General features: G+C 50.9%; 23 protein-coding genes and 1 other annotated feature. Of the genes, 20 read left to right on the top strand and 3 right to left on the bottom strand.

The window, feature by feature from the left end; translation table 11 throughout:
- Positions 1-112 precede the first annotated feature (112 nt).
- The 16 genes from pflA (at position 113) to LOS79_RS03365 (ending at position 18,993) form a co-directional block, all read left to right on the top strand.
- A complete protein-coding gene (pflA, locus tag LOS79_RS03290) occupies positions 113-850 on the top strand; it encodes a pyruvate formate-lyase-activating protein (RefSeq protein WP_315416259.1) in 738 nt (245 codons plus the stop codon).
- 391 nt (positions 851-1,241) lie between these two features.
- Positions 1,242-2,648 carry an extracellular solute-binding protein gene (locus LOS79_RS03295; protein ID WP_315416260.1) on the top strand — a complete coding sequence of 469 codons (1,407 nt, stop codon included), beginning with the start codon at positions 1,242-1,244 and terminating at the stop codon, positions 2,646-2,648.
- 166 nt (positions 2,649-2,814) lie between these two features.
- A complete protein-coding gene (locus LOS79_RS03300; RefSeq protein ID WP_315416261.1) occupies positions 2,815-3,699 on the top strand; it encodes a carbohydrate ABC transporter permease in 885 nt (294 codons plus the stop codon).
- Entirely contained in the window at positions 3,699-4,529 is an 831-nt protein-coding gene (locus tag LOS79_RS03305; protein ID WP_315416263.1) for a carbohydrate ABC transporter permease, read from the top strand. Before LOS79_RS03300 ends, LOS79_RS03305 begins: the two co-directional genes overlap by 1 nt.
- Positions 4,530-4,556: 27 nt before the next feature.
- Complete coding sequence (locus LOS79_RS03310) at positions 4,557-6,410, top strand: cache domain-containing sensor histidine kinase (protein ID WP_315416264.1); 1,854 nt, start codon at positions 4,557-4,559, stop codon at positions 6,408-6,410.
- The gene (locus LOS79_RS03315; protein ID WP_315416265.1) at positions 6,388-7,185 is read left to right on the top strand and encodes a response regulator transcription factor; all 798 of its coding nucleotides are present in this window, start codon (positions 6,388-6,390) and stop codon (positions 7,183-7,185) included. Before LOS79_RS03310 ends, LOS79_RS03315 begins: the two co-directional genes overlap by 23 nt.
- A gap of 308 nt (positions 7,186-7,493) precedes the next feature.
- On the top strand, positions 7,494-9,767 hold the full coding sequence (locus LOS79_RS03320; RefSeq protein ID WP_315416266.1) for a stalk domain-containing protein: 2,274 nt from the start codon (positions 7,494-7,496) through the stop codon (positions 9,765-9,767).
- A gap of 149 nt (positions 9,768-9,916) precedes the next feature.
- A complete protein-coding gene (locus tag LOS79_RS03325) occupies positions 9,917-10,378 on the top strand; it encodes a Fur family transcriptional regulator (protein WP_315416267.1) in 462 nt (153 codons plus the stop codon).
- Positions 10,379-10,380: 2 nt separating this feature from the next.
- Positions 10,381-10,644 (top strand): membrane protein insertion efficiency factor YidD, encoded by a 264-nt coding sequence (gene yidD, locus LOS79_RS03330; protein ID WP_315416268.1) that lies wholly within the window; start codon positions 10,381-10,383, stop codon positions 10,642-10,644.
- A gap of 38 nt (positions 10,645-10,682) precedes the next feature.
- Positions 10,683-10,942: a binding site (T-box leader), on the top strand.
- A 243-nt stretch (positions 10,943-11,185) separates the two neighbouring features.
- Positions 11,186-13,216, top strand: coding sequence for a methionine--tRNA ligase (gene metG / locus LOS79_RS03335; RefSeq protein WP_315416270.1), 2,031 nt, complete (start codon positions 11,186-11,188; stop codon positions 13,214-13,216).
- 173 nt (positions 13,217-13,389) lie between these two features.
- Complete coding sequence (locus LOS79_RS03340; RefSeq protein ID WP_315416271.1) at positions 13,390-14,370, top strand: metal ABC transporter solute-binding protein, Zn/Mn family; 981 nt, start codon at positions 13,390-13,392, stop codon at positions 14,368-14,370.
- 33 nt (positions 14,371-14,403) lie between these two features.
- A complete protein-coding gene (locus LOS79_RS03345) occupies positions 14,404-15,153 on the top strand; it encodes a metal ABC transporter ATP-binding protein (RefSeq protein WP_315416273.1) in 750 nt (249 codons plus the stop codon).
- Positions 15,154-15,530: 377 nt separating this feature from the next.
- Positions 15,531-15,848, top strand: a complete 318-nt coding sequence (locus LOS79_RS03350) for a transposase (RefSeq protein WP_315416277.1) — start codon at positions 15,531-15,533, stop codon at positions 15,846-15,848.
- An 11-nt stretch (positions 15,849-15,859) separates the two neighbouring features.
- Positions 15,860-16,723, top strand: coding sequence for an IS3 family transposase (locus LOS79_RS03355; RefSeq protein WP_315416278.1), 864 nt, complete (start codon positions 15,860-15,862; stop codon positions 16,721-16,723).
- Positions 16,724-17,394: 671 nt separating this feature from the next.
- A complete protein-coding gene (locus tag LOS79_RS03360; protein ID WP_315416280.1) occupies positions 17,395-18,198 on the top strand; it encodes a metal ABC transporter permease in 804 nt (267 codons plus the stop codon).
- Positions 18,199-18,279: 81 nt separating this feature from the next.
- Positions 18,280-18,993, top strand: coding sequence for a cytochrome c biogenesis CcdA family protein (locus LOS79_RS03365; protein WP_315416281.1), 714 nt, complete (start codon positions 18,280-18,282; stop codon positions 18,991-18,993).
- On the opposite strand, the gene splB is transcribed toward LOS79_RS03365, so the two are convergent.
- Positions 18,990-20,066 (bottom strand): spore photoproduct lyase, encoded by a 1,077-nt coding sequence (gene splB / locus LOS79_RS03370; protein ID WP_315416283.1) that lies wholly within the window; start codon positions 20,064-20,066, stop codon positions 18,990-18,992. The genes LOS79_RS03365 and splB overlap by 4 nt on opposite strands.
- Positions 20,067-20,258: 192 nt before the next feature.
- On the opposite strand from splB, the gene mntR reads away from it, so the two are divergent.
- The 3 genes from mntR to LOS79_RS03385 all read left to right on the top strand — a co-directional run bounded on the left by mntR (position 20,259) and on the right by LOS79_RS03385 (position 23,586).
- Positions 20,259-20,684 carry a transcriptional regulator MntR gene (gene mntR, locus LOS79_RS03375; RefSeq protein WP_315416284.1) on the top strand — a complete coding sequence of 142 codons (426 nt, stop codon included), beginning with the start codon at positions 20,259-20,261 and terminating at the stop codon, positions 20,682-20,684.
- Positions 20,685-20,867: 183 nt separating this feature from the next.
- Positions 20,868-22,544 (top strand): family 10 glycosylhydrolase, encoded by a 1,677-nt coding sequence (locus LOS79_RS03380; protein WP_315416285.1) that lies wholly within the window; start codon positions 20,868-20,870, stop codon positions 22,542-22,544.
- Positions 22,545-22,620: 76 nt separating this feature from the next.
- A complete protein-coding gene (locus tag LOS79_RS03385; protein ID WP_315416286.1) occupies positions 22,621-23,586 on the top strand; it encodes a patatin-like phospholipase family protein in 966 nt (321 codons plus the stop codon).
- Positions 23,587-23,686: 100 nt separating this feature from the next.
- Here LOS79_RS03385 and LOS79_RS03390 read toward each other — a convergent pair whose 3' ends face one another.
- Positions 23,687-24,004 carry a hypothetical protein gene (locus tag LOS79_RS03390; protein ID WP_315416287.1) on the bottom strand — a complete coding sequence of 106 codons (318 nt, stop codon included), beginning with the start codon at positions 24,002-24,004 and terminating at the stop codon, positions 23,687-23,689.
- Positions 24,005-24,026: 22 nt separating this feature from the next.
- Entirely contained in the window at positions 24,027-24,980 is a 954-nt protein-coding gene (locus LOS79_RS03395; RefSeq protein WP_397386771.1) for a DUF1385 domain-containing protein, read from the bottom strand.
- Between the two features lie 206 nt (positions 24,981-25,186).
- On the opposite strand from LOS79_RS03395, the gene LOS79_RS03400 reads away from it, so the two are divergent.
- On the top strand, positions 25,187-25,678 hold the full coding sequence (locus LOS79_RS03400; RefSeq protein WP_315416290.1) for a YqhR family membrane protein: 492 nt from the start codon (positions 25,187-25,189) through the stop codon (positions 25,676-25,678).
- Positions 25,679-25,691 lie beyond the last annotated feature (13 nt).

Here is a 25,691-nt window from a genome sequence, read left to right on the forward strand (position 1 = left end):
TTGCTAAGTGAGAACTGAAATAGCTAGAAGAGCTGCCGCCCTTGAAAGAGGGCGGTACACTCTTGTTATAAATTAATTAAAATTTAAAGTTTTCTCGGAAGGATGACCTCTTATGCTTAAAGGACATATCCACTCTTTAGAAACCTTTGGAACGGTGGATGGCCCGGGTATCCGCTTCGTGCTTTTTATGCAGGGCTGCCTGCTGAAATGCCAATATTGCCACAACCCGGATACATGGGGACTGAATGAAGGCAAGGAAATGACCGTCGAGGCTGTTCTGGCGGAAATCGAACCTTACCTGAATTATTATAAAACTTCCGGCGGCGGACTTACTGTATCTGGAGGCGAACCAACGCTGCAGGCTCATTTCGTTAAACAGCTGTTTACGGAAGTGAAGAAACGCTGGAATCTGCATACGACGCTGGACACCAATGGATACAATGACGGTTCGAAGATCAGCGATTTGCTCGATGTGACTGATCTCGTGCTGCTTGATCTGAAGCACATTGATGATGAAGCGCACATCAAGCTGACTGGTAAATCTAACGACCGCACATTAAAGCTGGCCCGCTGGTTATCTGACAATAACCGTAAAATGTGGATTCGCCACGTATACGTGCCCGGCATTCATAATAAAGAAGAGGATCTGCTGAGTCTCGGCCGGTTCATCGGTACACTGAGCGGCGTAGAGAAATTTGAAATTCTGCCTTACCATGTCATGGGGATTTATAAGTGGCAGGAGCTGGGCCGCCCTTATGAGCTTGAAGGTGTAGAACCGCCGTCCGACGAAGAAGTGAAGCGTGCATACCGCCTGATTGAAGAAGGCCGCATGCAGACTGCTTTGGTCTAATATCATAGCATTATTAACGAAAGCGAAGCTTCCAGTCTGCGAAGTTTCGCTTTTTTGGTGCTGTAAAACAGCAGTTCAAACAGTGATTGCGCTGGAGTTGTCCGGGCATGTTCCGCAAGCTGTTCTGGTAACGCTCGCGCAAAGTTAGCTTGGGGGTTAGCCGGACTCAATCGAATGTATAGGAAGTGTGACATGAGATTGCAGATTTATGAACTGGATTGAATGAAACATGAATAATTCTGGTATGGTCATGTCAGTAAAACTTACTGAATTCGCTTACATTAGAGGTTTTTATCCCTATTGTAGATGAATCTTAACCTTACGATTACAATTGTGATTTTCTATAATAAGAGTTGTAAGGGAAATCATTAAATAGGGAGGGTCACCCGTAATGAGAAAAAGTATAACACTGTTGTTGTCCCTGATGCTGGTAAGCTCAGCGCTGCTGGCAGGTTGTGGAGGCAATAACAACAACACTGCAGCCAGCACTAATGAGCCTGCAGCAACAAATGAAACCGCTGCAACAAATGCACCAGCTACCGAGGAACCCGTTAGTGCCGAACCTTTTGAAATGACAATCCGTCATACCCAGGTAGGGGCCGACAAACAGAAACGTCTGGCGATCCTGGAGGATGTCGTTGGCAAAGTTCAGGCAGATGTGCCAGGCCTCACCTTCAAGCTGGATGGTGTAGATTCTGATGTGAACCGTAAAGAGAAGCTGCGCGGTGAAATGGCCGCAGGCAACCCGCCTGAAATCTTCGACCTGTTCGGCAGCCCGGATTCCAAAATCTATGCCAAGGAAGGTAAGCTGCTCGACCTGACTCCTATTCTCGAAGAGCTGGGCATTAAAGATAAGTTCTCCAACCTGGATCCGTTTACTTATGAAGGCAAAATATACGGTCTGCCGATCGGCGGCTCCGGTGAAGGTTTCTTCTACAATAAAGAATACTATACAAGCAAGGGCTGGAAAGCACCGACAACCTTTGCTGAGCTGGAACAGCAGCTGGCAGATATTAAGGCTGACGGCAAAGTGCCGCTGGCAGGTGCCTCCAAGGCTGGCTGGGTACCATTAATGCTTGCCAACCACCTCTGGTCACGGTATGCCGGACCGGATGTAACTGCCAAGTTCGCTACGGGCGAAGCCAAGTGGAATGATGCGAATGTAGTGAAGGGATTCGCGAAATACAAGGAATGGGTAGACAAAGGATACTTCAAGAAAGGCGAGCTCGGCTTCGAGTATGCTGAATATACAACCCAGTTCACCAGTGGGGAAGCCATCCTCATGTATGACGGAACCTGGAAATCCTCCGTATTCAAAGCCGGTCAATCCGGTGAAGGCCTGATCGGCAAGGTCGGATTCTTCAATATTCCTCCGGTTGACGGCGGTGTAGGCGATCAGACTGCACTGATGCGCGATGTGAACAACGGCTACGGCTTCTCTGCTACTGCGGGTGATGATGAGCGCCAGCTGGCAGCAGTGAAATCATTCATTAAGAATATGTTTAATGAAGAAATGCAGCTGCGCGGTCTGGTAGAGGATGGAGTATTGCCGGCGATGAAGATTGATCAGGCGGTACTAAACGAGAACATTACCGATGATCTCATGAGTGAGATCGTAGCCGTACTGAACGGCTCGCAATCTTCATTCCCTGCCTTTGACTCCCTGGTGCAGGCGGATGTGACTACAGAAATCAGTAACATTCAGATCCAGAGTCTGATTGGCGGACAGACCACACCTGAGAAGATGGGCGATGCGCTGCAGAAGATTCAGGAAGAAGCGAATGCAGCAGTAGAATAAGAAGCGGTAAACTGAATGTACCCTGGTGCCTGCTTTTGCTCCAGGGTACTTTTTTAAAAACAAGACTTTTAGTTTTTCGGGGCCCCCGCAAAGTACCTGAATAAGCCCCGAAGCCAAAGCCCCACTATGTGGGGGAGAGTGATGTCTAAGCAATGTGGAGGTTGTTATGAATAAAGCACTAAGAAATCCTCTGGTGTTCGTCCTGTTTGTTATTCCGGCACTGGTCCTGTTCATCATGTTCTTCATCTATCCGATCTTCAGCTCCATCTACTACAGCTTCACCAGCTGGAACGGCGTATCCGATACTGTGAAATATGCCGGTCTGGATAATTTCAAAAAAGCCCTGGGAGATGAACGCTTCTGGGTTTCAGTTAAAAATAACGGCTGGTTCATTCTGTTCTCCGTATGTATCCAGGTGCCGCTGATTGTCTTTTTCTCCTTACTGATCGCTAATGTAAAGAAGCTGAAAGGGCTCTACAAAACAGCCGTATTCATGCCTTCCATTATGTCAACAGCGGTAATCGGGATCCTGTGGGGCTTCATTTACGAGCCGAATATCGGACTGTTCAATAAGGTGCTCGGCCTGGTCGGGATTGAGCCGATCTACTGGCTGTCGGATGAACGCTTTGCCATGCTGTCCATTCTGATTACGAATGCCTGGCAGTGGACCGGATTCTACATTGTAATGGTACTGGCGGCTATTCTGTCCATACCGGGGGAACTGGATGAGGCGGCAGCCATTGACGGTGCCACGGGCTTCCAGCGTGCCACGCGCATCACCCTGCCGCTGATCGTGCCGATTATCTCCGTTGTCATCATGCTGTCCATTGCCGGTGCAATGAAAGCTGCTGATATCGTCATCGTTATGACTAAAGGCGGTCCGGCCGGTTCGACCGAGGTCATGGCCACTTATATGATCAAGTATGCAATCACCAACTTCAAATATGGGTACGGGAATACCATCGCAGTTCTGATCTTTATGTTCACGCTCGTGGTTACAGCTCTTTACCAGCTGCTGTTTGCCCGTCGTACAGAAAGGATTGAATACTGATGCCGCGCACCTTGAAGAAAAGTCTGCCGCATATCGCTTTGCTGGGGTATCTGGTGGTTGTGCTTTTTCCGTTTCTCTTTGTATTGTTCTCTTCTGTTAAAAAAGACAATAACGCCATTGCCCTGAATCCGTTCGGCATCCCGAAAAGCTTTGAATTCTCGAACTATGTAGAAGCCTGGGTGAATGCCAAGATCAGCACATACTTTTTTAACAGCTTATATATTTCTATCCTGTCGTCAGTGGTATCAATTCTGCTGGCCTCGATGTTTGCCTTTGCGGTTACACGGATGCGCCAGGGGCAATGGAACAAAATTCTCTTCTCGCTGGTCCTGATCGGTATGCTGATTCCGAACAATGCGCTGATGCTGCCGATCTACACGATTGTCCGCAAGCTGCACATCCTGAATACACACTGGGCATTAATCATTCCCTATATTGCCAATGCGATTCCGTTCACAATTATTATTCTGGCGGCGTTCATGCGCTCATTACCGAGTGAAATTGAAGAAGCGGCTGTCATGGATGGCTTGAAGGCTCCGGGTATCTTTGCTAGAATTATTGTACCTTTAACAGTTCCGGCTATGGTTACAGTCTTCATTGTTAATTTCCTGGGAAATTGGAACGAGTTCCTGCTGGCGAACTATTTTCTCTCCAATGACGAGCTGCGCACACTCCCGGTCGGGATGGTGCAATTCCGTGACCAATATCAGATGAACTACGCCCAAATGTCGGCGGGGATTGTCTATAGCGTGGTTCCGGTCATCATTATTTATGCTATTTTGCAGGAGAAGATTATAGAAGGCGTTACTGCAGGCAGCGTCAAAGGATAACCTTATTCATGTCAGGAGCATGGGCCGATGAACTTGCGCTATAAATTATTTACGGCATTCCTAGGCCTGATTATCATTCCGTTATTCATCCTTGGCATGATTATGTTCTTCGTCACTTATAATTCAATTGAGAAGAAGTACAGCCAGCAGTCCGAATATTCGCTTAAGGCGATCAGTTACAGTATTTCAAATGTGTTCAAGGATATGGACAATGTGACAGACAACGGAATTGCCACCTCGGTGTTTCATATGGCGCTCAGCGCAGATGATCCTTCGAAACAGGATTTGACCGATGCCGAGCAGCTCAGCCTGAATGCCAGCCAGCGCAATTTCCGTAGTCTGCTTTACAATCATCCGTCGATCAGCTACGCCTTTCTGTATAATTTTAATGGGAAAGGCAGCTCGGAGATCGTCTCGGTGTTCACTAAAGAAAATTTCCGTACACTCCCCTATGAAAAATTCAAGGGCAGTGATCTTTATCAGGAGGTTATGAAGCTTAACGGGGTTCCAAAATGGCTGGCGCCGCATGAGTATCCCGAGCTGACGGGAACAGAGGCTGTATTTACACAGATCCGGCTGATTAAGGAGTTAAGTTTCTTTCAGAATATCGGGATTCTGGTCGTCCAGATCAAGAATTGGGAGTTCGAGTCGATTTTCCGCAATCTGAAGATCGGGGACAGCAACCAGAAGGTATCCTTCATGCTAGTCAATGATGACGGGATGATTCTGCTTGACCCTGACCGCCAGCTGGACGGACAGGACTTCCGCTCTTTCACTACGAAGGATATTACCTTTAAGCCCGGCTTTCAAAGCTTCAGGACGCAATTTGATGGTGAAAAGAGTATTTTGTCCGTTTATCATCTGAAGGATTATCCGTGGAGCCTCGTTTCGGTCACCTCCTGGGGATCCTTATCCCATGAGGTTACGGTATTCGCCCGCTGGTTCGTCGTTGTAATGTTCCTGTGCCTGCTGGGTGCAGTCATCTTCAATCTCTTCTTCATGAACCGGATAACCGGCGGAATCGCCGTGATTGTCCGCTTCATGCGCCGGGTAGAGGGCGGAGATCTGACCACCAGGGTCGAGGAGAAGGGTGACGATGAAATGACGCTGCTGGCCAGGGGCTTCAATGATTTGATGGACAAAATTAATTCCCTGTTCAACAGAGTCCACGAAGAGCAGCGGCGCAAAAATCAGGCCGAGATGCGGGTGCTGCAGGCGCAGATCAAACCGCATTTTTTGTTCAATACGCTTGAATCGATCAATGTTCTGGCCGTTCAGAATGAAGGGCGCAAGGTGAGCGAGATGGTGTACCGGCTGGCCAGCATTCTGCGGATCAGCATTCAGGACAGGGATGAAATCACGCTGGAGGAAGAGGTTAAGCATCTGCGCAACTATCTCGATATCCAGAAATTCCGTTTCGAGGACCTGTTTGATTATGAGCTGGATATTCCTGAAGAGCTGCTGGGCTGTGGGATTCTGAAGCTTACACTGCAGCCGCTGGTGGAGAACAGTATTCAGCATGGTTTTGAAGGCATCAGCTATAAAGGGCTTGTAAGCGTTAAGGTCTGGGAAGACCGGGGTAACCTGATTCTGCGGATTGAGGATAACGGAATCGGCATGACCTCGTCCCAGCTGTCGATGTTCCAGTATATGGTGAGCGAACCCGCAGAGCAGATGACGGAAGGCAAGCCGGAGCATGGCATCCATCTGGAGCGGCGGGGGCTGGGTGTCCGCAGCGTAGCAGACCGTATCCGGATAGAATACGGTGAGCGGTACGGGATTTTCATCTGCGCGAGTCCGGGAACCGGCACAATCATCCAGTGCATCATACCTAAATACGGCCAGGGGGAGGATCATTATGCTAAAAGTATTATTGGTTGATGATGAGGCGCCTATCCTGAACAATCTGAATAAAGTACTGCCGTGGCAGGACATGGGAATGGAGGTTGCGGGGATGGCCCGCAGCGGAATGGAGGCTCTGCGGATAGCTGAAGCGGACGCGCCGGATCTGGTGCTCTGCGATATCCGCATGCCGGTAATGGATGGGCTTACCTTCATCGGCAGGCTGCGCGAGATGGGCCTGGAGAGCGAAGTGCTGCTGCTCAGCGGCTATCAGGAATTCGATTATGCCCGGGAAGCAATCCGCCTGGGTGTGAAGGAATATATCTGCAAGCCGATTCATTATGAGGAGCTGGGCAATAAAGTCCGGGAGATCGGTGCACGAATTCGCAGTAAGCAGTATAAAGAGAAGTTGTACAACAGCATTCCGCTGTTCCAGGAGCTTCCGGCAGCAGAGGATACCGCTAAAAAAACACCGGACCAGCTGATGAATCTGGCTGCGCAGTATATTACGGAGCGGCTGAATTATGATCTGGGGATTGAAGAGGTAGCGCAGAAAATCGGTATCAGCAGCAGCTATTTCTGTCTGCTCTTCAAAAACCGCTTCGGGGTGACCTTTGTGGAATATGTAACGCAGCAGCGGATTGAAGCTGCCAAATTTATGCTGGCCAGCAGCGACAAAAGCATTACCGCCATCAGCTCCGGGGTAGGCTATCAGGAACGGCGCTATTTCACCAAGGTGTTCCAGAAGCAGACGGGCATGTCTCCCAAGGAATATCGTGACAAGCATAAGACAGCAGAAGCCGGGCAGCATTAATGTTGTTCGCAGCAAGGAAGGCAGAACAATAGTAAATGCAGGCACACGATTGTTCCGAATGGGGCAATCGTTTTTTTGTTGAAGAAATGGACGAACTATGGTAAAAAATAGATATTAATAGATCTTTCTTTACACTTTGTGAAACTTTTCGGTTTAGCCTGCGTCTAATACTATGGTTTGTAAAACGAACGTGGCAAAATATTCAGCCGTCCTGAAGAGGGCGGTTGCGTTTTTGCGGGGACTATAAGAAGTAGAAACAGACAAATACTTCTTATCACACAATAAATGGGAGCAGAAGGAGTCGTACAATGAATTTGAAAAAACTGATTTTAGTGACAGCGCTTGCTGTGACACAAACTGCAGCAGCCGTTCCGGCGATTGCAGCACCTGCCGGTGCACAGGTGGCAACAGATACTGTTGCCGCAGCAGTCAACAACACACAGGCAGAAGCGGCTCAGCCTGAGCCTACAGATCCGCTGCCGCCGCTAACCAGCCAGACCCCTGCAGGGACAACACTGGCAACACCTACGCCGACACCTGCACCAGCGGCTACACCGGTTCCGGCAGCAACAGATGCAGCAGTACCTGCAGTTACGCCTGTACCAACAGATGCGGCAATACCGTCAGTTACTCCTGACCCTGCTTCAGCCCAGACCATCACGACGCAATCCCTGCCTTCATCCGGCCAGTCTGTGAATGCAACCGGTGCAGGCCAGCTCATTCTGATGATGAACAGCAACAAAATGTTCCGGAATGGAGTTCCGTATACGGCTAATCAGCCGATGGCAGTCAAGAACGGTGTCTCTTATGTATCCATCCGGGCCATGGTGGAAATGGTGGGTGTAAGTTACACTTACGATGCCAAGACCAAAGAAGTTATTGTGACCAAGGGCGGCAGCATTATGCGCTTTAAGACTGACAGTAAGATCTATACCGTTAACGGAAGCCCGGTTACAATGAAAGGCCCTGCCTACCAGTTCAAAGGCACCTTCATGGTTCCGTTAACCTCCATTACGTATGCACTGAGCATTCCTTACACGGTGGACAATGTGCAGAAGCGTGTAATTCTGTCGTTGAACACCAAGCCAACGGCATCCTTCTCGGTCCAGCCGACTGAAATCTATGCCGGTCAAACGGTGGTAAACTATGTGACCAGCAGCTCTTCTCCAAACGGCACTGCCATTGTGGATGAAATCTGGGGCGGCAACAAGCTCGACATGTACGACCAGCCGGGATTCTACACCGTTACTTATGCAGTACGCGATGCCAATGGTCTCGTAAGTGATACGGTCTCCAAAACGATTCAAGTCCTGCAGCCCAACCAGCCGCCTGTAGCACAGTTTACAACGGACAAAGATGAATATAAGATGGGTGAGCCGGTAGTGCTTACAGATACCAGCTATGACCCTGAATATGAAGAGCTGACAGCCACCTGGAGCAACCGTGCGCTTGCCTACTTCAACCCGGGTCCTACGTCGATTCAGCTGACTGTTACCGATAAGCACGGACTCAGCAGCACGTTCGAGAAGACCATTAACATTACAAGCGAAACGCTATATACCCAGGATGAAGTTGCGAAGCTGTTTACCGTTCCGGGGGATGTCCTCACCTTCGACGGAGGCTTGATTCCTGGACTGCCTAACCTGAACTACAATCTTTCGTCAGATAGCTACACGCTGATCCGCAGTAACAGCCCCGAAACCGTGAATACGGAAGGTGTACTGTACCGCGAAACGGCTTTCGGTAAAACACGCTTCCTTGTGCACCATATGAACAATATGAGCACACGGCAGAAGCTGTATGTTATTGCGACGAACAATGGTATATATCCTGCAACAATTACGACCGATTATGTAGGGATTGCCGGTCCGGTTACATCTCCGGAATACACAGGCAGAATTTCAATTCAGAAATACTACCAGTCCATGATTACAGGTCTGAGTAAAACCTCAATCATCCTGCAGCCGGGCCAGAGTATTCCGATTATGACGGATTTGAACAAAATTGCCATGAAGCCGAAGGAAGTTCTCTCGCTTAGTGCGGACCTGACCAGCGACTATCCTATTCAATACAATGTAGTGATGGTTGAAGAAACTAAAGATCCGGTAGCGCTGCTGCCGACACTGCCAGTTCTTGACCGTGACGGTGTGCACAACCGGGGAACTTACCCGGATTCAACCCGCATTATCAATGTGACCGATGTAGTCGGAACAACACAATCCAAACTGATCCTCGGGGACAATAGAAACGACCTCAATCTGGTCGGTATTGATCCGATGACGGGAACAGAGGCATCCAATTCCGGCAACTTCGGAGTGCTTTACAAAATTGTCCTTGACCGCGTTGCTGCGAACACGCTGATTACCTTCAATCCGCGCGGAGGCAATTATCTCGGGTCTGTTCTAGTGAACGGAACGATTGTTAACCTGCCGAATAAGGGCAGCCTGTCCAGCTCGGATATGAATGCTGTCGTCTTCCGTACCGGTGAATATGAAGGTCCGGTTGAGATCACCTTCTCGGTAGCTTCCGGCAGTAATCTGCCTGTAAACTTTGTCTTCACGCCGCTTCCGGCGAAGAAATAAAGGCATCTTAGCAACAGCCGTTCCTCAGGGAGCGGCTTTTTTTTTGGCATAATAGGGCGCTGCAGGCACGCTTCATTGACGGGGCAGTGCTTTTCGGGCATTATTAAGGGAGTGATATTCAATCGAATTATGTTATGGGAGATGGGCAAATGCTGTCGACAGATCAAATACTGGAAGCTATGTCGGGGCAGGGGCTGCGGATTACCGATCAGCGCAAGACGCTTGCCAGATTATTTGGCGAGAATACGGGATATTTGTCGGCGAAGGATGTATATGAGCATATGGGCCGCAAATACAGCGGGCTCAGCTTTGATACAGTTTACCGCAACCTGCGTGTTATGGAGGAGCTCGGTGTGCTTGAGCAGGTGGTCTTTGAAGAGGGTGTCAAATTCAAAGCAAGCTGCAGCCAGGATCATCATCATCACCATATGATTTGCCTGCAGTGCATGAAGACTTACCCGATTCATTTCTGCCCGATGAACTTAACGGATACGCCGGACCAGTTCCGGGTGGTCAAGCATAAATTTGAGGTATTCGGGTACTGCAAGGACTGTGAACAGACCCGCGAGGAAGAAGCGGCGGCTGCCTCACACGGCAAGGAAGGCCGCTGATTATGGCCGGTTTACGCAGAACAGTACAAGCGCCAATCCGGGTGTACCGACGGTTTATTTCACCGCTGAAGCCGGCCACCTGCCGCTTCTATCCAACCTGTTCAGCTTATGCTCTGGAAGCGATCGAGGTTCACGGGGCGCTGAAGGGCTCATGGCTGGCTGCCCGGCGGATTGCCCGGTGTCACCCGTTCCATCCGGGCGGACTTGACCCGGTGCCGCCGCCTAAAGCCCGTGATACAGGGGATGAGCCGGCGCATACAACTTGACAGGTGCGGCTGTGATGGGTATATTTTGAATAATAAGTGTAATTCCGAGGAACGGATAAGTAAATGTGGACAACCATTACAGAGAGCCGGGAACTGCTGTGAGCCGGTATGGGACGCCAGATTGAATATGGTCCGGGAGGAACTGTGTTCGAGCGGAAGCCGGAGATAGCGGCAGATGTAAGAGTACAGCGTGTTCCAGCGTTAATGGACAGTTCCGCAAGGGACTGGCGAAGCCTGTGCTCTGTGAGGAGCCGGGGAACTTTGGGTGGTATCGCGTGAGTTTACTCTCGCCCCATATAGGGGCGGGAGTTTTTTGCAATTTCAAGAGTTTATAAGTTTTGAACCCCTGCAAAGGACCTGAGGAAGCATCGAAGTTAAAGCATCACTTTGCGGGGCTATTTTGAAAGATAAGCATTTATATGTGTTACGCTATAAATGTTCCTTATCTTTCCACTGAACCGGATACCGTCCTCTGGAGGACGGCGCAGCCGTTTCCACTTGTGTCAAGATTATCAGGTATAGACGAAGGGATGACAATGTAATGAGTGAGAACAAAACCTTTTACTTAACAACACCAATCTATTATCCGAGTGATAAGCTGCATATCGGCCATGCGTATTCGACCGTGGCCGGTGATGCGATGGCCCGCTACAAGCGCTTGCGCGGTTATGAGGTCCGTTATCTGACCGGCACCGACGAGCATGGCCAGAAGATTGAAGAGAAGGCCGGCAAAGCCGGCAAGACACCGCAGGAGTTCGTTGACGGGATTGTGGTCGGCATCAAGGACCTGTGGCGGAAGCTGGATATCTCCAATGATGATTTCATCCGTACAACGGAGGAGCGTCATAAGAAGGTAGTGGCGGATATTTTTGACCGGCTGCTGAAGCAGGGGGATATCTACAAAGGAGAATACGAGGGCTGGTACTGTATTTCGGATGAGACCTTCTACACCGAGACTCAGCTGGTCGACATTGAACGGGATGCGGACGGCAATATTACCGGCGGGAAAAGCCCGGACAGCGGCCATCCCGTAGAGCTGGTGAAGGAGGAAAGCTATTTCTTCCGGATGAGCAAATATGCTGACCGCCTGCTGAAGTTCTACGAGGAGAACCCGGAATTCATCCTGCCGGAATCGCGCAAGAATGAGATGATCAACAACTTCATTAAGCCGGGTCTGGAGGATCTTGCCGTATCGCGAACGACCTTCGACTGGGGCGTTAAGGTAAAAGGCGACGAGAAGCATGTAGTGTATGTCTGGATTGATGCGCTGACCAACTACATTACCGCACTCGGCTATGGCTCGGAGGACCGCAGCCTGTATGATAAGTTCTGGCCTGCGGATGTGCATATCGTCGGCAAGGAGATTGTCCGTTTCCATACGATCTATTGGCCGATCATTCTGATGGCGCTGGGTGAGCCGCTGCCGAAGAAGGTCTTCGCGCATGGCTGGCTGCTGATGAAGGACGGCAAAATGTCCAAGTCCAAAGGCAATGTAGTGGATCCTGTAACGCTGATTGACCGCTACGGCCTGGATGCCCTGCGTTATTATCTGCTGCGCGAGGTGCCATTCGGCTCGGACGGCACGTTCACACCGGAGAGCTTCGTGGACCGTGTCAACTATGACCTGGCTAACGACCTCGGCAATCTGCTCAACCGGACCGGGGCCATGGTAGAGAAATATTTCGGCGGCGATCTGCCGGCTTATGCTGGTAAAGTGACTGCATTCGACGGCGAGCTGGAGTCTGCTGTTGAGAGCACCTACGCCAAGGTAGAGGAAGCGATGGAGAAAATGGAGTTCTCCGTTGCACTGACCGCCATCGGCGCCCTGATCAGCCGGACGAACAAATATATTGACGAGACCCAGCCATGGGTGCTCGCGAAGGATGAGAGCCGGGCCGGTGAGCTGGCTTCGGTGATGCGACATCTGGTAGAAGGGCTGCGTACCGCGTCCATTCTGCTGCAGCCGTTCCTGACCGGCGCTCCGGCGAAGATCTGGGAGCAGCTGGGCATTCAGCCGGGCGAGCTCACTACTTGGGAGAGCGGCAAGTCCTTCGGCCTGATTCCAGCGGGCACCAAGCTTGCGAAGGGCGACCCGATCTTCCCGCGCCTCGATGTGGCGCAGGAGGTAGCGTACATCGCCGAAGCGATGGGAGCCGGTAAGCCGGCCGCAGCAGAGGCTGCGCCAGCTGCGGCGGCAGTGGCTCCGGAAGCGGCGGCTGCCGCTGATCCGGAGGAAGAGGAGCATAAGGAAGAAATCGGCATCGACGATTTCGCCAAAGCGGAGCTGCGCGTAGCCCAGGTCATCGCTGCCGAGCCGGTGAAGAAGGCCGACAAGCTGCTGAAGCTGCAGCTCGATCTTGGATACGAGCAGCGCCAGGTCGTATCCGGCATTGCCAAGTTCTACACGCCGGAGGAGCTGGTGGGGCGCAAGGTGATCTGCATCGTGAACCTGAAGCCGGTGAAGCTGCGCGGTGAGCTGTCGCAGGGGATGATTCTGGCAGCGTCTAAGGGCGAGCAGCTGACTATCGCTACGGTGCCGGACAGCATGCCGAATGGAGCCATTGTGAAATAAGCTGAGTCAAACAGCTTGAACAAATAGCAGAACAGACCAACCCCGTATGCTTAGGCAGCGGGGTTTGCTCTGTCCGGGCGGGAGCAGACGCAAAGATCAGAGTTGACTTATCGTAACGATTACTATTATAATTCTCATAGTAAATTTTACGATTTAAGGAGCCGATAGAGAATATGTTTCAGAACCGTATGAATAAAGGGCTGCTGCTTGCAGCTGCCATGATAATGCTGCTGATGCTTACGGCATGCGGACCGAAGAGCAGCGGAAGTATTGTAGAGGACAAGGTTAATGTTATTACTACTTTTTATCCGATATATGAATTCACCAGTGAAATCGGCGGGGAAGATATCAACGCAATTAATCTGCTTCCGGTTGGCGTAGAGCCCCATGACTGGACGCCGCGCAGCCAGGACATCGTCAATACATCCAAAGCGCAGCTGTTCCTCTATAATGGCGCCGGACTGGAAGGCTGGGTTCCTAATTTCCTGAAGAGCCTCGACAGTGACAGCAAAGTGAAGTCGGTGGAAGTCAGCCATGGGGTTGATTTGATTATGACGGACGAAGAGGACGGGCATAATCATGGCGGTGAAGACGAACATGCCCATGAAGACGAAGCGGCAGCCGACAGTCTGCATACAGATCCCCATACCTGGGTAAGCCCGAAATCGGCGCTCGTGATGGCGAAGAATATTAAGGAAAGCCTGCAGTCTGTTGATCCTGAGCATTCAGCTGGCTATGAAGAGCGTTACCAGAAGCTTGCTGACCGTCTGACAGAGCTGGACAGCAAGTTTACCGCAGAACTGGGCAAGCTGCCTAATAAGGAGATTGTCGTGTCTCATCAGGCTTTCTCTTATCTGGCGCGTGATTATGGCTTGTCCCAGCATGCGATTATGGGCTTATCCCCGGATGCCGAGCCGCGCGGGCAGGATCTGCTCGACCTGGCGGCACTAGTGAAGGAAGAGAAGATCCGGTATATATTCTTCGAGGAGCTCGTATCGGATAAGCTGGCCAAAACCTTAGCCGGTGAAGCCGGTGTGGAGACGATGGTCCTGAATCCTGTAGAGGGGCTGACCGAAGCCCAGGAGAAGAACGGGGACAATTATTTCACGCTGATGGAGAAAAATTTGCAAAATCTGATTCTGGCCTTACAATAAAAAGGAAAGTATAAGTGAAAGGCGGTACTTCACATGCAACCGGTATCCCTGGACTGCCATCAGCATATGATCGAAATACAGGATTTGTCCTTCTCTTACGGAGAGCAGAAGGTTATATCCAATCTGAATTACACGGTAAAAGAACGTGATTTCCTTGGCATCATCGGCTCGAATGGCGCCGGCAAGACCACGCTGCTGAAGATGATTGTCGGTCTGCTGCCTGCTTCAAGCGGCGAGATCAGACTATTCGGCCAGCCGGTCCGGAAATTCAAGGACTGGGAACGGATCGGCTATGTTCCGCAGAAAAATGCCTTCAACCCCCTGTTCCCGGCCACTGTGCGTGAAGTGGTGCTGTCGGGCCTGTATAACAACAAGAACCTGATCCGCCGCGTGTCGAAGGCCCAGCACCAGAAGTGTGAGGATGCGCTTGAGGTCATGCGGATTCAGGATATTGCGGAGAAAAGAGTCGGCCAGCTGTCCGGCGGCCAGCAGCAGCGTGTTTTCCTGGCCCGCGCCTTGATCAACCATCCGGATCTGCTGATTCTGGATGAGCCTACTGTCGGTATCGACGCCGAGACCCAGGCCGGATTCTTCGACCTGATTATGCATATGCACGCCCACCACCACATGACCTTCCTGATGGTCTCGCATGATATTGATATGATCAAAAACTACCTGGGCAGCGAGCCGGTTCAAAAGAACGGCAAGATCAATTTCTACTGCCGCCACTCTCACGAGGCTCAGGATTGCGTTGCTGAGGATCTGCAGCACACGCTCTCTTAAACTAACTAATCTTTAGTCTTTAAAAGCCGGTTTGCGCTCAGCCATACTGCCTCCGTTGGCCTGGACGTTCAACCTCTTAGTTCTTTTTGTTGTGATTTCGCTCTTGTCATTGCTCTTGCACTAACTCGCTTGCTTTTACATTCTTGTTTTTTGCTCTTTTGCTTTGGATGTTCAGCCGCGTGTAACGGACACAGAAGCCCTTATTTCTTCTGAAAAGCAAGGTTTCGCAAGCTAACGGACACCAGAGCCTTTATTTGCTTCTTTTTACCTCATTTTTGCCCGCAGAAGAGGAAATAAGCGCGCTACTGGGATTAGAATGGAAAGTGGACGACTGTTAACGGACGGAGGGATAATAAGAGCAACGGAGGTGCGTCCCTATGGGAGAAAAACGACAACGGTACAACGAAGAATATAAGAAGCAAACGGTGAAGTTCATTCAAGAACAGACGAAGAGCTTAGGGGACATCGCGCAAGAGCTGGACATTCCGAAAAGTACGCTGCACCAGTGGATGGGGCAATACCGGGAGCTAAAGAATGAACCGGTCGCAAGTATGGATCGGGTACGGGAACTCGAAGCCGAGCTCCAAGAGATGCGCCGTCAGCTTCAGGAGAAAGACACTCAACTTGCTGACACGGAGGAAGAACTAGCGATCGTAAAAAAAGCAGTGCACATCTTCAGCAAACCAAGGAACTAAGATTCCAGTTCATGAAGGACCATCGCTCCGAGTTTCGCTTGGAGAAGATGTGCAATACCCTACAGGTATCCAGGAGCGGATATTACAAGTGGCTCAATGCCAAAGCCAGTTTGCAGGCACTCCGCAAGGCAGCCGTTATGGAGCGAATCCGGTACCATTTTGACGATCATAAAAAACGGTATGGAAGTCCGAAGATCACCCGCCTGCTGCATCAGGAAGGCTATACGGTCACGAAACGCACAGTGAGTGTGTACATGCGAGAAATGAAGCTCCGCTCTATTGTATCTAAGCCATACCGTGTGCAGACGACCGATTCCAAGCATAGCAATCCCGTTGCACCAAACACACTGAACCAAGAGTTTAAGGTGCTTAAGCCCAATACCGTATGGGTCACGGACATCACGTATATCCCTTGTCGTGGAGGTCGCTTATACCTAGCTAGCGTCATGGATCTATGCACGCGAGAAATCGTAGGGTGGCGGCTGTATAACCATATGGAGACGAGCCTGGTCTTAGACGCACTGCAGGCGGCTTACACGGCGAAGCGGCCCGGCGAGGGCCTACTGCATCACTCTGACCGAGGGTCTCAATATACCTCAAAAGAATATGTCGACCAACTAAAGACATACCACATGAAATCCAGCATGAGCCGTAAAGGAAACTGCTACGATAACGCCTGCATTGAGTCTTGGCACAGTATTTTAAAGAAAGAGCTCATCTACTGTAATCCGCGCTTCAAAAACCCGGAACAGGCATATGATGCTATTTTCCAATACATTGAGTTCTATTACAATCGCAAGCGAATGCACAGCTCGCTGGGGTATCTTTCCCCCGCCCGCTTTGCTAAGCAATTCACTAAAAAATCCGTTGCGTGACAGTCTACTTTCTTGACAGAAGTCCATACGGTCCGTTAGCCTGCAAAAAGTAGCCTTTTTGTTAAAATAACGGCTCTCGTGTCCGTAAGAATCCGAAGTGGAATCAAGCATAATAGGTTTTGGGTCTCCAGGCTTCGTGTTTGCAGGGTTAGTGTTTTAATTTCCTATGAATATGCAATTCATAAGGTTTATGTAAGTATTTCATTGGTCGTCCATTGTGCAACATAGGACGGCCTTCGCTCTTGTTTTTGTTATTGTTTCTGCTCTTATCTTTTCTTTATCTTTTAGCTTTTATCTTTTGACCTTAGGACGTATCTAGATCCCTCAATCATTAAGCGTATCCCGTCAGGGAGGAAAAGCGCTCTTTAACCAACGCCTCTAAGCAGCGGAATTCTGAACTCTCACGCCAGTTGCCCTTAACGGGTGTCCAGAGGGCGGAGCCCTTGGGGCCCTCCCTTGGAAGGGAGGGTTTGGGAGGGATCGAAAAGGGTTTACAGAAAAGGGTTTACAGAAAAGGGTTTACAGAAAAGGGTTTACAGAAAAGGGTTTACAGAAAAGGGTTTACAGAAAAGGGTTTACAGAAAAGGGTTTACAGAAAGGTTTGCAGTAAAGGTCTTAAATGAGCTCTAGATTAGTTCGAAATGGTCTGTTTGAAAAAGGAGAATAATATCTTGGATATCCTATTTAGTGATTTTTTCCAGCGGGCACTGGCCGGCGGCCTGATGATCGGCATCACCGCACCGCTGATCGGCGTGTTTCTGGTGCTGCGGCGCCTGTCGATGATCGGGGATACGCTGGCACATGTAACGATTGCCGGGGTGGCGCTGGGCTTCCTGACCGGTTTTTATCCGCTGGGTGCGGGGCTGATCTTTGCCGTAATCGCCTCATTTGCGATTGAAAAGCTGCGTAAGGCGTATAAAAGCTACGCTGAGCTGTCGATTGCGATCATCATGTCGGGCGGGGTGGCGCTGGCCTCACTGTTCTTCACGCTGGGCAAAGGGTATAATGCAGATGTGATGAGCTACCTGTTCGGCAGCATCTATACGCTGAATAATACAGACTTGATTGTAGTGGGGATTGTAACGATTGCAGTGGTCCTTGTGGTAACCCTGTTCTTCAAAGAGTTCTTCCTGCTCAGCTTCGAGGAGGATGCGGCCAGTGTCAGCGGACTGCCGGTGAAGCTGCTGAATATGCTGATTACTGTACTTACAGCGCTTGTGATCAGCACGGCGATCAAGATTGTCGGCTCGCTGCTGGTGTCAGCGCTACTGACCATTCCGGTAGCGGTCAGCCTGCTGCTGTCCCGCAGCTTCAAATCCTCGGTGATGCTCTCGGTAATCATAGCTGAAATTGCAGTTGTGGGCGGTCTGGTGATTGCCGGAGTATGGAACCTCGCACCAGGGGCAACGATTGTGCTGCTGCTGATTGCCCTGTTAACCTTGACGCTAATCGGCAAAAAGGGCCTGCCCGCCTAATAGCCGGAACTACATAAGAAGCTTGAATACTGCAAATGCGGAAGTGACCCGGTCCGGGTACTTGGAAGGAGAGATGCGCAAGTGTCCAGCCTTAATGCAGGAATTGCTTTTGCCGCCGGAGTGGCCTCGTTCATATCACCTTGCTGTCTGCCGCTTTATCCTTCTTATCTCTCCTATATTACGGGCCTGTCCGTACAGGAGCTGAAGAGCGGGGGAAACAGCAAAGAGGTCCGTTTCCGGACCCTTTCGCATACGCTGGCCTTTATTTTGGGCTTCTCCGCCGTCTTCTATACCTTAGGCTTCGGAGCTGGGCTGTTCGGTCAATTCTTCAACGGCCAGCGGGATCTGATCCGCCAGCTGTCGGCCCTGCTGATCATTATAATGGGCTTATTTCTGCTTGGCATATTCCAGCCGCAGTTTCTGCTGCGGGAGCGGAAGCTGGAGCTGAAATGGAGGCCGGCGGGCTACCTTGGCTCATTTATCTTCGGCATCGGCTTCTCCGCAGGCTGGTCACCGTGCATCGGGCCGATTTTAACTGCAATTATTGCCCTTTCCGCCAGTGATCCCGGCACCTGGTTTCCGCTGATAACTGCTTACAGCGCCGGATTTGCACTGCCGTTCTTCGGACTTGCTTTTTTCCTGGGCGGGGCGCGGAAGATTCTGAAATACTCCAGTCTGCTGATGAAGCTTGGCGGCGGACTGATGGTGTTCATGGGCATTCTGCTGTTCACCGACCAGATGTTCCGGATTACAGTCTGGCTGCAGGGAATCACGCCGGAGTGGCTGATTTTTTAAGTGAAGTAATCAATACCCGCTTCCGGGAAATGTTCGAAGATCCGCTCTGTGATGAACTCGCGCAGGGCGGTTTGCTGTTCGTCGGGATAGACATACTTGTTCTGGCCCCACTTGCCCCATTTCTTCTTGCGTTTCTCCATATCCATCTCCAGCTTCGATTTCGGATAACGCTTCTCGATGACCGTCTTGGCTGTCTTGGTGAAGCGGTGCTGTATCATTTCAAAGGTTAAGCCTTTGCCGGTTCCCGGAGGAAGCGACCGGGCCAGCTTCTCCAGCAGCTCCGCATAGCCCTGCTCCCAGCCGTCATGCCATATGATCGGCGCGATGATGAAGCCCAGCGGATAACCGGCCCGGGCAATCTGGCCAGCGGCCTCGATCCGCTCCTCAAAGCGTGAGGTGGCGGGCTCGAAATTTTTGATCACATAATCGGCATTTACGCTGAAGCGTACGCGGGTGTGGCCGTTATGCTTCAGCTGAAGCAGAGGCTCGACATGCTGGTATTTGGTCACGAAACGCAGGCGCCCGAGCGGCTCTTCAGCCATGAACTCAATTAGTTCGGCCAGTGATCCGGTAATATGCTCAAGACCCAGCGGATCTGAGGTACAGGCTGCCTCGAAGGTAGTAATTTCCGGTGCGCGTTCCGTGATATATTTTTTGGCAGCATCGATGATGTCCCCTGTATTGACATATACCCGGATATAGGGCTTGGAACCGAGTGTGGTCTGCAGATAGCAATAATGGCAATGGCCCATACAGCCGGTGGCAATCGGAATCGCATAATCGGCGGACGGCTTGGACTGGTCAAAATTCAATGTTTTGCGGAGTCCGACGACAAGTGTCCGCTTGGCGATTTTGTATTGCTGGGCCTCGGTCTCACCGGGCAGGTTGGTAATCCGGTTATGCGAGGTCGTCATGCGGAACGGGATATTCCGGGCTTTAACCCACTCCATAATCCGCTCCCCTTTGGGGTATTTCAGGGCATCCGGCTCAAAGAACACAAGCTCCGGAATGAACAGCCCTGTAGGTTTCCGCGGTCTTGAGGCAGGAGGGCGTTCAGGGGTTATTAAGGTCATGAATTCACACTCCTTAGCTATGAGGATACCGTTATTGTGCCGGTTTGCACGGCATTGAAATCATGGTAAACATCGCTAGGCGGAGATGCGGCTGTTCGGTTGGACTTGCCAAGGGGCGGCAGAAACATGTATCATTGTTAGAGCAAGGTTCGGCCCTGGCGCCACGCTCATTATAGAAAAGAGGTAAAGTTAATGCCAACACCCAGCATGGAGGATTATTTGGAGCGCATATACAAGCTCATCGATGAGAAGGGTTATGCGCGGGTCTCGGATATTGCCGAGGGTCTGGAAGTACACCCCTCCTCCGTGACCAAGATGATCCAAAAACTGGATAAGGACGAATATCTCATCTATGAGAAATATCGTGGGCTTGTCCTAACAAGCAAAGGGAAAAAAGTGGGAAAACGTCTTGTGGACCGCCATCAGCTGCTGGAGGAATTCCTCGGACTTATCGGGGTTCAACAAGAGCATATTTATAAGGATGTTGAAGGCATTGAGCATCATTTGAGCTGGGATTCCATCACCCGGATCGAAACGCTGGTGGAGTATTTCCGCCGCGATGAAGCCCGTCTTCAAACCTTATACGATATTCACCATGAAATGGCCGGCGACTCATAATCGGGGCTGTTTTTGTTTGATTAGCGCAACCTTTCCAGTTTTATTACGTCAAAACGGGTACGTTCCTTTTTTATACCAGGAAGGACTCCGTTTACCCAAGAAGACGGCCCTCTCTCCCTGATCAGGACGAGAGGGCCGTCTTTTTGCGGCAAAAACCAGAACGAAGACAACAGGGGAGGAATTATGAATTACCGTAAATGGATGTTAGGGCTGCTGGTAGTCATGTTATGTCTGCCGGTATGGTCCACAGGCGCACGTGCAGCAGCAGCGCAGATTACAATTGAGCTGGACGGAGTAAGTCTGAGCAGTGATGTTCCCCCGTATATTACACGCACCAATGTTACCATGGTGCCAGCAGGGGTGATCAGCAAGGGGCTAGGCGCCGGGGTAATCTGGGACCAGGCCAGCAAGACTGCTACTATCAGCAAAGGTAATGATGTGCTGAAGCTGACCAGCGGCAGTAAGACGGCCGTAGTTAATGATGCCCGGGTCAGCCTGGACACCTCTGTACAGATTACACAAGGACGGGTAATGGTGCCTTTGCGGTTCGTCAGTGAGCAGCTTGGGCTGCAGGTTGTCTGGAATCAGGCAACCAAGCATGTAGCCCTGTATTCTAATGCAGAGATTGGCGGTCCGTCTGCACCGGCAGTGCCAACCGTACCGACGGTTCCTGCACCAACTGTACCCACACCTGATGTGACGGCCCCGGCGGTGCCTGTACCAACCGTACCGTCTATTCCCGGGGTGAAGGCCGGCAAGGCGATGAAAGGCGCCTGGGTGTCCACAGTGTACAACCTGGACTGGCCTTCCACTGCCTCTGCGGGAAATGCAGATAAGCAGAAGAAGGAGTTTGACAGCCTGCTGGACAAGCTTCAGGCAGCCGGATTCAACAGCGTGTTCGTACAGGTAAGACCTTCAGCAGATGCCTTGTATCCCTCGCAGCTAGTACCTTGGTCTAAGGTACTGACAGGTACAGAAGGGAAGCAGCCCGGATATGATCCGCTGGACTATATGGTCAGCGCAGCCCATAGCCGGGGCATGCAGTTCCACGCCTGGTTCAATCCGTTCCGTGCAGCAACTGCAGCGGACACCAAAGGCCTTGCTGAGAATCATGTAGCTAAGCTGCACCCGGAGTGGATTGTCAAAGCTGACAACAAGCTGTATATCAATCCGGGGATTCCCGAGGCTCGGCAGCATATTATCGACACGGTGATGGAAGTTGTAAGAGGTTATGATATTGACGGCGTACATCTGGATGATTATTTCTATCCTTCAGGCGTAACGTTTGCTGATGATGCTGCATTTAAAACCTATAATGCTACAGCTATTACCTCTAAAGGGGACTGGCGGCGTGATAATATCAATCAGTTCATCTCCAGGCTGGGTAATGAGATCCATGCAGTGAAGCCGGCTGTATCCTACGGCGTGAGCCCGTTCGGGGTATGGCGCAACAAGAAAGCGGACAGTACCGGCTCGGATACTACTGCGGGTGTGTCGGCGTATGACGACATGTATGCGGATGTCCGGGCCTGGATCCAGAATGGCTGGGTGGATTATGTTGCCCCGCAAATTTACTGGAGTCTCTCATTCAGTGCTGCACGGTACGACAAGCTGGTAGACTGGTGGGTGAATGAAGTCTCGGGCACAGGTGTCAAGCTGTATACCGGACTGGCCTCCTACAAGGTGGGGGATACAAAGCAGACCGCAGAATGGCAGAGTGCTGAGCAGATTATCAATCAGCTGAAATATAATGAGCAATATGATGCCGTGTCCGGCAGCATCCTGTTCCGGGCAAATGATATCGTAGCAAGGGACCCGTTCGGGCTGGCAGGCCTGCTAAGCTTTTATTTCAAATCATAACTTCATAAGGAGTCATGAATATTCCCCCGTGGTCATAGATAAGCAATAAGATCTATGGAACGGGGGAATTGCCGTTATGGAGATTAACGCGGTGTTTGAGGGAGGCGGGGTTAAAGGAATTGCTCTGGCCGGTGCAGTAGAGGCGACCGAGCAGGCAGGGCGGACCTTCCGCAGAGTAGCCGGAACCTCTTCAGGCTCCATCATCGCTTCGCTGCTGGCTGCCGGCTATGACGGGGAGGCGCTGAGCCGGATTATCAGGGCAACGCCTTTCACTTCCTTCCTGAAGCGCGGAGCGCTGTATAATACAGCAGTAATCGGACCGGCAGTGCGTGTGCTGATCAAAAAAGGGCTGTATTCCGGCCAGGCACTGGAAGCGTGGATTAAAGGGCTTCTGCATGAGAAAGGCGTGAATACTTTCAGTGATCTGCCGCAGGGGAAGCTGTCGGTTATTGCATCGGATATTACCAATGGCAGAATTGTTGTGCTGCCGGATGATCTGGCATTATACGGGATTTCAGCAGATTCCTTTGAGGTGGCCAAAGCTGTGCGGATGAGCTGCAGCATTCCTTATTTCTTCGATCCGGTGATGCTGCGGCTGTCCGGGGCTGCCGCCAAAGGCAGAGCCTTCACCGAGCAGTTTGTCTATATGGTGGACGGCGGGATGCTGAGCAACTTTCCGTTATGGCTGTTTGACGAGAAGAAGAACGGCTTCGCGTCACCTGAGCGGAGGACACCTACGGTGGGCTACCAGCTGATCGGGAAGGCGCAGCCGCAGCCGCACCGCATCACGGGGCCGTTCAGTATGCTGCAGGCGATGGTAGGAACGATGCTCTCCGCGCATGACGAGCGTTATATTGAGACGGATAAATTCGTGCGGACGGTCAAAATTCCCACACTTGGTATTTCTACCACCCAGTTTCACATTTCCCCTGAGCAGAGTGAAGCCGTCTATAATGCAGGGCTGCAGGCCGGAGCCGAATTTTTCAAGAACTGGCGGCCCTACCAGATGAGGTTTCCGGCTTCGCCGGGGAAGAAACAATAGCCCAAACTGTATTGATGACTGGTTCCACAAAGTAATATAAAAAGGCATCCCGCACATTGTATAACAACGCGGGATGCCTTTTGCTGCTTTGAACCGGGGTTCAATGATATTTGGGAAGCTGATCGTCGTTTTTACCCTTGCTGCCTTCGATCACCTGGAACGGATAGCTCTTGCGCTTGCCGGGTGAGGCCTGGGTTTTGCGGATGCCCGCGACCTTGGACATCGTCTTCGCCGACGGTTTGACTTTGGTGCGGGAACGCCCGCCTGAGGTTCTGCCCGGCATTGACCGGAAAGCGTAGTACAGCAGGGCAACCAGGATCAGCGGGAGAATGAACACGGATAGTGCAGACAGTCCGCGAATCATAAAATCAGTTACCAGCCCCCAGACTGCAAGAACTATAGAAATCCAAAAAACCAAAGCATGTCTGATCAATGGCCACTCATCCTTTCGCAGGATCTAAAATGCCGCCGGACACACTTGCCTCAGAATATCCTCTTGCTTCAATTGCGGCATCGAGCTCCCGCATCCGGTTGAACGAGGCGATGGACACCTCAACCATATCGTCCTTAGGTTCCTTAGTAGTCAGCAGCTGAAGCCACAGGCCCGGATACCCCAAATACTTAAGGAAAGCCCTGTCTCTTACCGCATTGGTACCCTTCAGCACCTCAAATGAGATCCCGATGACTACCGGCAGCAGAATAATGCGCTGCAGCACCCGTTCCACCAGATTATCCCATGGTACGACAGAGTAGATGATAACACCGAGGATAATGGTCAGCATCATGAAGCTGCTTCCGCAGCGGTAATGCAGACGGCTGTATTTCTGTACGTTCTCTACGGTCAGTTCTTCACCGGCTTCAAAAGCACTGATAACCTTATGCTCGGCACCGTGATACTGGAAAAGCCGTTTGATGACCGGAGTCTGCGAGATCCCCCAGAGATAGACGAGCAGGAGAACCAGCTTAATCCCGCCTTCAACCAGGTTGTGCAGAACATAGTTGTCAAATGCATCGCGGAATAAAAAATCTTCCACGAATACCGGAACCAGTGTGAATATAAGCTTACCGAAAAGGAACGATAGAATACCCATGACAGCTACGCCGAAAATCATACCCAGGCTCCAGCCTTCATCCTTCTTCTTGTCTTTGTTCTTCTCTTGCTGCTTAGCAAGCTCTTCCGGTTCCGTCTCATCCTCGGCATAGGATTCAGCCGAATAGTTCAGATGCTTCGAGCCTTTGGCGCTGGAATCTATAATACTGACAATGCCGCGAAGCAATGGAATCTTGCGCAGCTTGATAACCCAGCTCTTATCGCTCTTCGGCACCTCCAAAAATGTGATTTCCTGATTCTTCCTTCTTACGGCTGTTACGTTGATATGCTTGCCGCCGAACATTACGCCTTCAATGACGGCTTGGCCGCCGTAACTGGGAGTTTCCTGGGACAACCAATTCACCTTCCCGTGTATTAATGTAGTTTATTTATTACATTGTAACTAATTTTTAAGCACATTACTAGTTGGATTGCCTTTTGCTGTACATACTAGTCAAGAGAGAGGAAGCGGAAGCCGGAATAACCCAATACTGAAAGCGAGGCAGTTCTATGAGTTCTTCCAGCAAGCAAAAGTCGGTCCATACGAACCCGTGGTATTTTGCCATGGAGCTTGGTTTTTTCGCCGGATTAATCTGGGGAGGGGTACGCTGGCTGATGTATGTCTTCCATTTCACCAAGGTCATCCCGGGTTTTTTGCTCGAGCCTTTTTTCAAGCATGATTTCCTGTTAACGCCCGCCGGGCATCTGCTCGGATATCTATCCTTTATTGCCTTCTCCGTCATAGTATCCCTGCTCTATGTGCTCATCTTCCGCAGGCTGAAGGGACCTTGGCCGGGTATGATTTATGGCGTGCTCTGGTGGTCAGCGCTGTTCCTGGCCGGTTCATGGATGTTCCTGATGCAGCCCCCCTTTAGGCTTCCCTGGAATTCGGTAATCAGTGAATTTTGCCTCTTCCTGATCTGGGGATTATTCATCGGATATACAGCGGCAATTGAGTACACGGATGAGCGGAAACGCGAACAGCAGACAAAGCTTGCCTGAGCGCCCGAAAAAA

The organism is Paenibacillus sp. MMS20-IR301 (assembly GCF_032302195.1).
Lineage (GTDB): Bacteria > Bacillota > Bacilli > Paenibacillales > Paenibacillaceae > Paenibacillus_AQ.

Excerpts from the sequence above, each read along its gene's own strand:
- LOS79_RS03315 (WP_315416265.1), top strand. The coding sequence starts at position 6,388 with ATGCTAAAAGTATTATTGGTTGATGATGAGGCGCCTATCCTGAACAAT.
- LOS79_RS03350 (WP_315416277.1), top strand. The coding sequence starts at position 15,531 with ATGGGAGAAAAACGACAACGGTACAACGAAGAATATAAGAAGCAAACG.
- LOS79_RS03295 (WP_315416260.1), top strand. The coding sequence starts at position 1,242 with ATGAGAAAAAGTATAACACTGTTGTTGTCCCTGATGCTGGTAAGCTCA.
- metG (WP_315416270.1), top strand. The coding sequence starts at position 11,186 with ATGAGTGAGAACAAAACCTTTTACTTAACAACACCAATCTATTATCCG.
- LOS79_RS03340 (WP_315416271.1), top strand. The coding sequence starts at position 13,390 with ATGTTTCAGAACCGTATGAATAAAGGGCTGCTGCTTGCAGCTGCCATG.
- LOS79_RS03345 (WP_315416273.1), top strand. The coding sequence starts at position 14,404 with ATGCAACCGGTATCCCTGGACTGCCATCAGCATATGATCGAAATACAG.
- LOS79_RS03385 (WP_315416286.1), top strand. The coding sequence starts at position 22,621 with ATGGAGATTAACGCGGTGTTTGAGGGAGGCGGGGTTAAAGGAATTGCT.
- LOS79_RS03305 (WP_315416263.1), top strand. The coding sequence starts at position 3,699 with ATGCCGCGCACCTTGAAGAAAAGTCTGCCGCATATCGCTTTGCTGGGG.
- LOS79_RS03395 (WP_397386771.1), bottom strand. The coding sequence starts at position 24,980 with ATGTTCGGCGGCAAGCATATCAACGTAACAGCCGTAAGAAGGAAGAAT.
- LOS79_RS03400 (WP_315416290.1), top strand. The coding sequence starts at position 25,187 with ATGAGTTCTTCCAGCAAGCAAAAGTCGGTCCATACGAACCCGTGGTAT.
- LOS79_RS03355 (WP_315416278.1), top strand. The coding sequence starts at position 15,860 with ATGAAGGACCATCGCTCCGAGTTTCGCTTGGAGAAGATGTGCAATACC.
- LOS79_RS03300 (WP_315416261.1), top strand. The coding sequence starts at position 2,815 with ATGAATAAAGCACTAAGAAATCCTCTGGTGTTCGTCCTGTTTGTTATT.
- splB (WP_315416283.1), bottom strand. The coding sequence starts at position 20,066 with ATGACCTTAATAACCCCTGAACGCCCTCCTGCCTCAAGACCGCGGAAA.
- LOS79_RS03380 (WP_315416285.1), top strand. The coding sequence starts at position 20,868 with ATGAATTACCGTAAATGGATGTTAGGGCTGCTGGTAGTCATGTTATGT.
- mntR (WP_315416284.1), top strand. The coding sequence starts at position 20,259 with ATGCCAACACCCAGCATGGAGGATTATTTGGAGCGCATATACAAGCTC.
- LOS79_RS03320 (WP_315416266.1), top strand. The coding sequence starts at position 7,494 with ATGAATTTGAAAAAACTGATTTTAGTGACAGCGCTTGCTGTGACACAA.
- pflA (WP_315416259.1), top strand. The coding sequence starts at position 113 with ATGCTTAAAGGACATATCCACTCTTTAGAAACCTTTGGAACGGTGGAT.
- yidD (WP_315416268.1), top strand. The coding sequence starts at position 10,381 with ATGGCCGGTTTACGCAGAACAGTACAAGCGCCAATCCGGGTGTACCGA.
- LOS79_RS03325 (WP_315416267.1), top strand. The coding sequence starts at position 9,917 with ATGCTGTCGACAGATCAAATACTGGAAGCTATGTCGGGGCAGGGGCTG.
- LOS79_RS03310 (WP_315416264.1), top strand. The coding sequence starts at position 4,557 with ATGAACTTGCGCTATAAATTATTTACGGCATTCCTAGGCCTGATTATC.